At 58.5% G+C, this 10,116-nt stretch carries 10 protein-coding genes; 3 read left to right on the top strand and 7 right to left on the bottom strand.

The window, feature by feature from the left end:
* Nucleotides 1–592: 592 nt before the first annotated feature.
* From P3T22_RS32975 to P3T22_RS32950, 6 genes are all read right to left on the bottom strand, one after another.
* Complete coding sequence (locus tag P3T22_RS32975) at nt 593–913, bottom strand: TetR/AcrR family transcriptional regulator (RefSeq protein ID WP_429327251.1); 321 nt, start codon at nt 911–913, stop codon at nt 593–595.
* Between the two features lie 55 nt (nt 914–968).
* Nucleotides 969–1,952 carry a zinc-binding dehydrogenase gene (locus P3T22_RS32970; RefSeq protein WP_429327250.1) on the bottom strand — a complete coding sequence of 328 codons (984 nt, stop codon included), beginning with the start codon at nt 1,950–1,952 and terminating at the stop codon, nt 969–971.
* 21 nt (nt 1,953–1,973) lie between these two features.
* Nucleotides 1,974–2,186: a hypothetical protein gene (locus P3T22_RS32965; protein ID WP_429327249.1), complete on the bottom strand. Its 213-nt coding sequence runs from the start codon at nt 2,184–2,186 to the stop codon at nt 1,974–1,976.
* Between the two features lie 327 nt (nt 2,187–2,513).
* Nucleotides 2,514–3,059 (bottom strand): glutathione peroxidase, encoded by a 546-nt coding sequence (locus P3T22_RS32960; RefSeq protein ID WP_429327248.1) that lies wholly within the window; start codon nt 3,057–3,059, stop codon nt 2,514–2,516.
* A gap of 500 nt (nt 3,060–3,559) precedes the next feature.
* Nucleotides 3,560–3,892, bottom strand: a complete 333-nt coding sequence (locus tag P3T22_RS32955; protein WP_429327247.1) for a PaaI family thioesterase — start codon at nt 3,890–3,892, stop codon at nt 3,560–3,562.
* Between the two features lie 119 nt (nt 3,893–4,011).
* A complete protein-coding gene (locus P3T22_RS32950) occupies nt 4,012–4,824 on the bottom strand; it encodes an IclR family transcriptional regulator (RefSeq protein WP_429327246.1) in 813 nt (270 codons plus the stop codon).
* Nucleotides 4,825–4,937: 113 nt separating this feature from the next.
* On the opposite strand from P3T22_RS32950, the gene P3T22_RS32945 reads away from it, so the two are divergent.
* The 3 genes from P3T22_RS32945 (at nt 4,938) to P3T22_RS32935 (ending at nt 8,973) form a co-directional block, all read left to right on the top strand.
* Nucleotides 4,938–6,497, top strand: a complete 1,560-nt coding sequence (locus tag P3T22_RS32945) for an acyl-CoA synthetase (RefSeq protein ID WP_429327245.1) — start codon at nt 4,938–4,940, stop codon at nt 6,495–6,497.
* A 19-nt stretch (nt 6,498–6,516) separates the two neighbouring features.
* Nucleotides 6,517–7,653 carry an FAS1-like dehydratase domain-containing protein gene (locus P3T22_RS32940; RefSeq protein WP_429327244.1) on the top strand — a complete coding sequence of 379 codons (1,137 nt, stop codon included), beginning with the start codon at nt 6,517–6,519 and terminating at the stop codon, nt 7,651–7,653.
* Nucleotides 7,654–7,731: 78 nt separating this feature from the next.
* A complete protein-coding gene (locus P3T22_RS32935) occupies nt 7,732–8,973 on the top strand; it encodes a CaiB/BaiF CoA transferase family protein (RefSeq protein WP_429327243.1) in 1,242 nt (413 codons plus the stop codon).
* A 255-nt stretch (nt 8,974–9,228) separates the two neighbouring features.
* On the opposite strand, the gene P3T22_RS32930 is transcribed toward P3T22_RS32935, so the two are convergent.
* Nucleotides 9,229–9,894: a TetR/AcrR family transcriptional regulator gene (locus P3T22_RS32930; RefSeq protein ID WP_429327242.1), complete on the bottom strand. Its 666-nt coding sequence runs from the start codon at nt 9,892–9,894 to the stop codon at nt 9,229–9,231.
* Nucleotides 9,895–10,116 lie beyond the last annotated feature (222 nt).

Here is a 10,116-nt window from a genome sequence, read left to right as displayed (position 1 = left end):
GCGAACCGGTAATTCAGCGGGAAATCGCACGCGCAAGCCTCCTGAACATAGCTTCGGTCCTCATGACGGGGCGCTTTTCAACAGCCTGCTAGGCGCTGCGTTGCCAACTCGACGGGGTGCCCATGCTGGTCGCCAAATGCGGCGATCACTTTGGTTTCCGAAGGATCGGCGGTCGCCAAGGCGTTTGACTATAGCCATTTTCGTTACCCGTCCAGGCTATTGCGATTCATGCTCGCAAGCTGGCCCGAGTGGTCACCTCGGGCTTTTGCTGCATAGGCCTCTCCTACCGGCTTTTGATAGGAGCCGATTTTTGCGGGAGGACGATATGAGACGAACGACGACGAGGACACGGTTAGTAGAGCGCGATGACATCAGGCTGAGTCAGCCTGATGTCTGAATCGCCCCTGATTCAAATAGGTAGAGAAGGATTCAGCGCTCAGTTCAATCTGATCTGACCACTGAATCCGTTTCTAGGTCTTGGCCCAGGCATTCGGGGGCACGCGCAAAACCGTTTCCAGCTCGGCGTCGATCAGGGCGTGTTGGCGTTCCGGTGAATCGAAGAAATCTCGGGATCTGAGTCGAGCTGGGTAATCTAATCGAACCAGACTTGCCACCATTGGATGCTGTGGTCTTCCAGGAGCATCACCGACGTCATGAAGGCTTTGAGGTCGCCGCCACTTTTCCGTAACGCATCATCGGTGATAGTGACGAACCAGGTTTGGTTGTATTTGAAGATAAGGGTCAACAACTCATCCTTGTTTTTGAAATGGTGCGTGTCGATTGTCGTGCTGTAACCGGCCTCGCGCGCCACGTCGCGAACGGTCAGTGCACTCAGACCCGATTTGGCGAGCAGGCGCGAAGCGACCTCGATGACGCTCCGGTGCTTTTCGTCATGATCGACCGGCGCGGGCATCCGAGAGCACCGTCTCCGAAATGTCTGTCTCGTCTTGGGCCAAACTCACGTCGGTTCACGAACCCGCGAAACTGAAAACAATCTTCCCGGGAACATTTCCTTCCCACATCATCCGCATCCCTTCGGCGGCTTCCGTAATCGGCAGCACCCTGCCAACCTGAGGCTCCAACCCGTATTGGTCAACGAAGGTGATCAGATCCCTGAATTCGCTACGCGTTCCAGCAAAGACGCCGGTCACTGTGATTTGGTCGAATGTGATGCGAGCCAGTTCCGCGCCCGGCTGGTCACCGGTTGTCACCCCGCAGATCACCACAGTACCCCCCGGCCGCACAGAATGAATCGAATGTTTCCAGGTTGCCGCCCCGACCGGTTCGAACACCGCATCGACCTTCTCCGGAAGCGATTCGTTGGACGCGAAAGTCCGGTGGGCGCCGAGACTTTCCGCGAGAGCACGCTTCTCCTCCGAGCGCCCCGTCGCCCATACCCGCAAGCCGGCCGCACGGCCAAGCTGAATGAGCGCGGTAGCGACGCCGCCGGACGCGCCTTGGACAAGGACCGTCTGTCCGGGCCGCAGCCGCACGCGGGTGAACATCATCCGATAGGCGGTAAGCCACGAGGCCCCTAAAACGGCGGCCGGAACCGACGCAAGGCTTTGTGGCAAAGGCAACGCATTGCGCCGCGGCACAACCATGTAGTCGGCGAATGATCCGTGAAACTGCTCGCTGAACACATTGCGGTCGGGATCCAGCGTCTCGTCGTCTCTCCAATCGGTATTGCCGATGACTGGATAGATGGCGACCCGCGTGCCGTCGTCCAGAGTGCCGATCCCATCGCAGCCGAGGATCATGGGGAAAATCTCGGGTCGACCGGCGGCGGCGCCCATGCCTCGCAGTGTCCAGATATCGTGCCAGTTGAGACTGGCGGCGGACATCTTGACCCTTACCCACCCTTCTGGAACCCTTAGTTCGGGGTGCTCGCCAACGATAAGCGCCGACAATGGGGAGTCGAAATTGGGCTTTTCCACATAAGCTGCGAACATGACTTTCTTTCCTCCGAATTTTCAGACGAGAACCGATTGATCAATCTTGCCGCGGCTTATATGTGGCCGGCGCAAGCCGTAATCTTCCTGAATGGGGAGGACGTCTTTCGTCACTCGACGGATGTCCTCGAGCGGCTTGACCCAGGTGAACAGAATGCCGTCGATATCGGCATCGGAAATCGCCGTCGTCTGGCGCGCCACCGTCTCGGGAGAACCTACGATCGGGTACCCCATACCGACGCTGATAATCCAGCGTAGACTTTTTTCCGGCGCACTGCGTATACCGCATCAGGCAGGCTCTGCGACAGCGGATAGAAGAAGGTCGCGACGCCACGTTATCGCGCAGCAGCTGCGCGGTGTGATCCTATTTGATTAACCGGTTCGCCAGGCGATTTGAAAAAGCACTGCTCATTGAAGTAATCATTGGCGAGCGAAGCTGCCGAGCCCTTGGATTAATTCGGGCTTGCCTCAGATTACAAACCCAAGGTTTTTAAGGCTCCCATTCGGATATTCCTCCGGCTGCTTGACTGATACTTCTGCGGCACGAAGGGGGAGGTCGGCTCAAGGCCTGGCCAGTTCCGCGTCAATGGCCTGCAACAGGCGCGGATCGTCGGCGACCGTATCTGGGGCGAAGCGCGCTACGACCTCGCCGTGTCGACTGACCAGGAACTTCTCGAAATTCCATAGCACGTCGGGCGGGGCGCCAGTGTCAATACCATAACCCTTGAGCACTTCTCGGAACGGGCCGTCGCCGATCGCCGTCGGCTGCGCCTGTGTCATCACAGCGTACAGCGGATGTCGGTCGGCGCCTCTCACGGAAATTTTCGAGAACAGGGGGAAATGCACGTCGTAGTTGAGAGAGCAGAACTCGCTGATTTCGGCGTCGGTACCCGGCTCCTGTCCATTGAAGTTGTTTGCGGGGAAGCCGAGGATTTCCAGCCCTTGGGCGTGCTTAGCCTGGTAGAGCTTTTCCAGTCCTTCGTACTGCGGAGTCAGCCCGCACTTGGAGGCGGTGTTGACGATCAGGAGTACCTTGTCACGATAGTCGTTCAGACTTGCTTCGGCGCCATCGGTGCGCTTGAGGGGGGTGTCGTAGATCGTGCTCATACCGATTCTCCTTCAATGGGCCGGGATGCTTAAACTGCGAAGGCGCGACGAGCGCTGAAGTGCCGTTGTGCATCGGCATGGGAAGTGTATGCCGTCAGTCTGCTCATCGTGAAGTGTCTCCATGTTTTTGCGGCCTGCTAGCTTGAAGCCCACTTTAGGATTCGCTTGTGTACTTGTCAAATAGGATATTGATTTGTATATATACAAAATGGAGCCAAGTATGAGACGAATCCTCGAATTGCACCCGGCGACATCAATGTTGCCGTGCACAGTATTTGAGGCCGAGTAGGCAGCATGGGCTGCGACGGCGATCTTCCCCTTTGTGGCCTGATCGACACCGAGGCTCACTTTCAACCAGAATCCATACAAGTTTCGTCGAGAACCGAACACTGCACTAGCGCACATGACCCTGACTGCACGAGGCTAGGCCTATCCGCAAAGCTCGATCGCCCTTTGCTTCAATATCAACTGTCGGCATCAACGCAGGACAATTTGGCCGCTCAATCATCGTTGCCTTGCTTACGTCCGTGCGTGACGATTTTTAACACCGCCGTCCCGGCTGCTGCCACATCGGTTCCAACTCGTAGTTCCCCTTGCGCGAAAACGAGTTCGCGCGTTTGCCGAATGACGGATCCGCGTGCCTCGACGAATGATCCGCTGGGCACAGCGGTAAGGTATTTCGTATCGAGTTGAATCGTCACGCATGGGGTGCGATTCGCCGCCTCCCAGGCGAGGGTGCTAACTACGTGGTCGAGTAGGGTAGCGAGCAGGCCGCCATGGACGAAGCCACCGGGATTCAGATGGTCGTCGCCAGTGATCACGCCCAGCGTCACCCCCCCATCCTGGTCTCGCCGGCTCCACAGTGGCCCGACAAGTCCAGTGAAACCCTTTCGCGTGTGGAGCCGCCAACCCGCGTTCACTAGTTCGACTGGAGTGAGGTAAGCGTTCATGATCAGCGAAGAGAGGGCAGACGCGACGCCAGTTCCATGGCAGCATCGACAAGCTCGGTGGCCAGCATGCCAACCCGTGACGCGTTCAGGTGATCGGTGAGGCCTACGGCAGCGAGCCCGAAGGCCATATGCTGCTTCGAATCCAGAATTGGAACGGCGATGACTGTAACACCAGCGATGTAGTTGCCACGATCCACGCCGAAGCCGCGTTTGCGGGTGGTGTTGACCTCTTTCAGCCACGCGTCGAACGACAGAGGGTTTTGCCACCGTAACGAATCGAACCCACTCCTCAACTCATCGGTGCTGAAGTTTCCGAATGCGGCAACGCAGCGGCCCGTTGCGCTGATTAGCGCAGGAAATTGGCTTCCGAGCTCGACGTGCAGGCTGATGGGCAATTCGGATGCGGCAAGGGATTTCACCACCATGTGCTTCAAGCCGCTCGGTTCTACGCCCATCGCGGTGACACCGAACTTTGCAGAAATGTCGTCCAGATACGGTTGCACGACGTCATTGAAGCCCCCGCGCTTCAGCGCGCTGCGCGCCAGCGCCAGCATCCCGGGCCCGAGGCTATAGCGCTTGGTCGCGGGATCGACCTTGAGCAGCTCTTCGTCGACGAGGACGCGCAGGATGTGGAGACAGGTGCTCGGAACCAGGTCAAGTTCGTCGGCAATGGCCTTGACTCCAAGCGGCGACGGACTGGCGCCTAGCAACCGCAGGATGGCGATCGATCGCGTGACCGCTGGCACTGGCCGCACACGGGGGGGCGCCAACTTCTTTTCCGGTTCGGAGTTTGCCTTCTCGAGGATTCGCCTCATACTTTGCTCCGTTTTGTATATATACAAATGTACATCCTATTTGACAAACGAACAAGCGACTCCTAAAGTGAGTTTCAAGCTAGCAGGCCGTAAGAACATGGAGACACTTCAAGATGAGCAGACTGACGGCGTACACTTCCTATGCCGATGCACAACGGCACTTCAGTCCGGATGCATTGTGGGACCTCGTCGACGGGGCGCCATCGCTTCTGAACATTGCGCACGAATGCATCGACCGGCATGCCCTCGACGACCGAACCGCCGTGATTGTGGCCCATGCCGATGGCCGGGATGAGATCCTGAGCTTCAGCCAGATCGCGCAAACATCATCACAGGTCGCGCACTACCTGCACGGGCAGGGAGTGCGCGCAGGCGACCGGGTGGGAATCATGCTCGATCCGTCGCTTGCTTTTTATGCGTCTCTTTTCGGAGTACTGAGGCTTGGTGCGATTGCCGTTCCGCTTTTCACGCTGTTTGGAGAAGACGGGCTGCGTCTGCGGATGGAGGACTGCAAGCCATCTGCGCTGATCACCCACGATGAAAAGGCGCAGGTCGTTGGTTCCTCCCAATGCGTCAAGCTGATTTTCGCGAATCAGGCGTGGTTTGAATGTCTTTCCCGCTATCCCACCCGGTTCGCGGCGGCGACGCAGAGCGACGATCTGGCGATTTTTCAATACACCTCGGGCACGTCCCGTGAATTGCCCGATGCCGTGCGCCATACACACCGCTCGCTGGTGATGGTGCTGCGTGCCGCGTTGTACGGCACAGGCGTGAGACCACGTGAGCGATTCTTCTGTCCTTCCTCGCCGGCGTGGGGGCACGGCCTGTGGCATGGCACGCTTGCACCGCTCGCGCTGGGCGCGACGATCGGCGCCTACGCTGGGAAGTTCGTGCCGGAACGCCTGCTGCGCGCACTCGCTGAACATCAATTCACGAACATGTCCGCTGCTGCGACGCATTACCGGATGATCCGGAATTCCGGCGTCACCGATCAGTATGTCTACGCAATCCAGAAACTGACGTTCACTGGAGAGCCGATCGACAGCGAGAGCGCGGAGTTCATCAGGAAGGTCTTCGGTTGCGCTGTGTGCAGCATGTACGGCACGACCGAGGTCGGCGTGATTCTGGCGAGTTATCCCGGTGCGCCGGATTTTCCGGTCAAGGATGGTTCGCTGGGCAAAGCCGTGCCGGGAGTTCGGGTTGCGGTGCACGACACCAACGGACAACCGTGCGCGCCAAACGTTACGGGCGAACTTGTGGTCTGGCGCGGTGGCAGATGGCTACCAACGAAAGATCTCGGACGGATTGACGAAGAAGGTTACTTCTTTCATCGCGGGCGGGCGGACGACGTGATCATTTCGGCGGGCTGGACCATCAGTGCCGTGGAGGTGGAGGACGCCGTTTTGAAGCATTCCGATGTCCGCGAGGTAGCGGTAATCGGCGTGCCCGACCCGTTGAGAGGCCATGTTGTGAAGGCGTTCGTGGTTTCCACGCGCGAGGGCAGCGAAGCGTTCGCTCATGAAATTCAGGAGTTGGTGCGGGCGCGTCTGAGCCAGCACGAGTACCCGCGCCTCGTCGAGTTTGTCGGCGAGCTTCCGAAGAATCCCGCCGGCAAAGTCAATCGCAGGGCATTACGCGAGTGCGAGCGATCCAGTTCGGCCGTCTCACATTGATTTCACCAAGGAGGAGTGTATGGCAGAAGATCAGGTCACGTTCCCGAAGATCACCGACGAGGGACTGGAGGAACTGAGCAAGCGTATCGGGATGAAGATCGGCGCCACTGTCGAGCCCTGGTGTCACGAGGCGACGCGCGACAACGTCCGCCACTACGCACACGGCATCGGCGATGACAACCCTCTGTGGTGCGATCCTGACTACGCCGCGACGACGAGACACGGTGGCCTCATTGCGCTTCCGAGTTTTCTGTTCGCGACAAACCGCATCGTTTCCGGGTATGTGGGTGGTTTGCCTGGCGTGCATGCAATGTGGTCCGGCGCGGACTGGAACTGGCACAAGCACGTCAGGCGCAACGACGTGATCACGACCGAAGCGAGGCTCAAGGATCTGATTGAGCACGATACGCGCTTTGCCGGCCGGGCGATCCAGCAGATATACCACGTCGACTTCTACAATCAGGAGGGGGACCTCGTCGCCGACGCCGATAGCTGGTGTTTTCGTACAGAGCGCGATCATGCGCGCGAGCGCGGCACAAAGTATGCGGAAGTGAAATCGCGTGCACCCCGTTACTATTCCGAGGAGGAACTGGCGGCAGCCTACGACCTCTATCGCAACGAGAAGGTGCGTGGCGCGGAAACTCGCTACTGGGATGACGTGACGGAGGGTGAGGCGTTGCCGGTTATGTTCAAGGGGCCAATGACGGTGACGGGTTTCATCGCATTCGCCCAAGGCTGGGGCGGCCTCTACATCCGGGCGAACAAGCTGGCGTGGCAACTGATCGACGCACATCCAGGGGTTGGGATCAAGAACCGTTTTGGAATTCCCGATTGCCCGGAACGTGTGCACTGGGAAGAGGAGTTCGCGCTGCGGGTCGGTGCACCGGGCGCGTACGACTATGGCCCCGAGCGCTGTTCCTGGTTGACGCACCACCTCACCAACTGGATGGGCGACGACGGCTTCCTGCGCAGCGCGAACTGCAAGATTCGCCGCCATAATCCTGAGGGCGACATGCTGTTCATCAAGGGCAGAGTCAAGCGCAAGTTCATGGAGTCGGGGCGTCACCTGGTCGAGATCGAACAGGAAGCGACCAATCAGGACAATGAGCTTTCTGTAATTGGGGGCGGTGTCGTGGAGCTTCCTGCGCGAAGCTGAACGTGAAGCGGAAACGGCCGCGTGGCTGCCGCAAGGGACAGAGCATAACTGCGCCACGAAGAGATTCAGGAGACGCAAGTGACGGACTCAGCAGTTCATGATGCAGGATGCGACGGCGTAAAGGGCGGAGGCGCGTTGCAAGGTCTAAAGGTGCTCGATTTATCCCGAGTGCTTGCCGGCCCGTATGCGGGCCAGATACTTGCCGACCATGGCGCGGATGTCATCAAGGTTGAGCCGCCACAAGGCGACGAAACCCGCGAACTCGGGCCGCCGTTCGTCGACGAGAGCGCCGCCTATTTTCACGGCTTGAACCGTAACAAGCGCGCTATTTCGCTTGATCTTTCGCTGTCGCGCGGTCGTGAAATTCTGCTGGACATGCTTGCCAGCACCGACGTGCTCATCGAGAATTTCCTGCCCGGCACGATGCGCAAATGGGGTATCGGTTATGAGGAAGCGCTCGCCGAGCGCTTCCCGCAGCTCATCTACTGTCGGATTTCCGGCTACGGCGAACAGGGCCCGCTGTCCGGCCTGCCCGGCTACGACGCGGTGCTGCAGGCATTTTGTGGGCTGATGAGTGTCAATGGGCACGCGAAGACCGGGCCGACACGGGTTGGTGTGCCAATCGTCGATGCCGCCACTGGCCTCTCGTCTGTCATCGGTATCCTGCTTGCGCTCGCTGAGCGCAACCGCTCGGGCCGCGGGCAACTGGTGGCGACCTCACTGTTTGACACCGCCTTGGGCCTGTTGCATCCGCATCCGTCGAACTGGTTTGCGTCGGGCAAGGCGCCAAAGCTCACGGGCAATGCACATCCCAACATCTCCCCGTATGACGTATATCACGCGTGCAACGGCGTGGTCTTCATCGGTGTGGTAAATGATGGGCAGTTCCGGCGTTTTTGCAGCATGTTGGGCCGTCATGACCTGATCGATGATCTCCGATTTGCAACGAACCGCGCCCGGGTAGAGAACCGCGACGCCTTACGCGAAGAAATCGAGCACATTCTGTGCGATTTCGACGCGGCAGTGCTGTGCGAGCGACTGACGGAGGTGGGCGTTTCGGCTTCGAAAGTCAATTCTGTTGAAGACGTGTTGCAACACCCGCATACGCGTGCCCGAGGAATGGTGGTCGAACTGCCTGGCTACCGCGGGATTGGACCAACGGTGCAACTGTCGCGAACACCCGCACGCGTTCGAGCCGTACCACCTACCTTCGCCGCCGACCTCGACACCGTCATGGCAGAGGTCGGCTATCGACCCGAAGAGGTCGAGATCTTCATCCAGGCTGGAGCAACACCGAGACAAAAGAGAACGAGAAGCTAGGCGAGCGCGCGGGTCGCCGCGCATCGGGCCGACCGCAAGATCGCTGGCAACCGGCGACTCAACAGGAGACAGATTATGGCTATCAGCCAAGGCCCGGCCTCTCGTATCAGCCGACGGGACCGGCGTGTGCTCATTGCTTCGTCGCTCGGTGCGGTATTCGTCGTCCACGATTTCTGGATTGCTGGCTCAGCATCAGCCAATATGTCTTTGCGGGCGTGAATCCGGCTGCGGCCTCGTGTTCACGCTGCTAGGCTTTCAGGACGGCCCTGGTGCGGTGCTCAATGCTCTCCAGACTACCTTCGTCATAGAGTGAAGTCCGTCGAGATCTGGAGTGTTCTTGCCGGCCCGACGTACAAAGAGGAGCAAGCCCTGCAAATTTGATGTGAGCAATGCGCCTCGCAGAGTGCTGTTCTCTGACGACAATCCTGGATTGATCTTCGAGACCAGACCCGCAAATATCTTCTGGTTTTCTCCGGTGATTTCCTCAAGCAGATCACGAGCGAAGTCCTCGTGCTCAGCCAAACTCCAGAGTTCAATCGCTAAGGCGCTGAAGTGGCTATTCGGCCGCGCAAGCGCGTCAAATGTCGCATCGGCAATCTTGTCCAGACGTGCCAAAGGCGTAAGCGAACTATCCCTGGACAGTTTGCGATACAAATCCAAATAGCGGTCGCCCATTGCCTCGACGGTGGCCCGCAGCAGGTCCTCCCTTGTTCGGAAGTAGTGCTGAAGCGTGCTCAACTGAAGTCCGGCCTCACTTGCGACACGCCGCTGGTTGAACGCCGCATACCCATCGGTGGCAAAGGCATTTATTGAAATCTCGAGGATTTCAGGCACGCGCGTGGTTCGGTTTCCCCGTCGCCTGGTCTCGCCTGCCGAATTTGTGGCGGACATATCTTCCGCCGTAATGGTCGGTTGTTTCATTTTTCTTCCTCGACGCGGGATGGCCAAAGAACCCGAAGCACCGATGGAGCCTCGCAGAGGCTGCATTGAGCCGAGCAAAGATGTCCATGCGAGCATGAGCGTCGTTGGCCTCGTGCTCGTCATTGTATAGGTCCAAAAACCTATATGACGTTTTTTAATTTCATATCTTACAATTAAGATTGGGCAAGGAATTGGGATTGGATGGGGGTTTTACCTAGATAA

The organism is Paraburkholderia sp. GAS348, assembly GCF_050434205.1.
Lineage (GTDB): Bacteria > Pseudomonadota > Gammaproteobacteria > Burkholderiales > Burkholderiaceae > Paraburkholderia.
The sequence above is the reverse complement of the archived record's forward strand: the minus strand, read 5'-3'. Positions and strand labels throughout refer to the sequence as shown.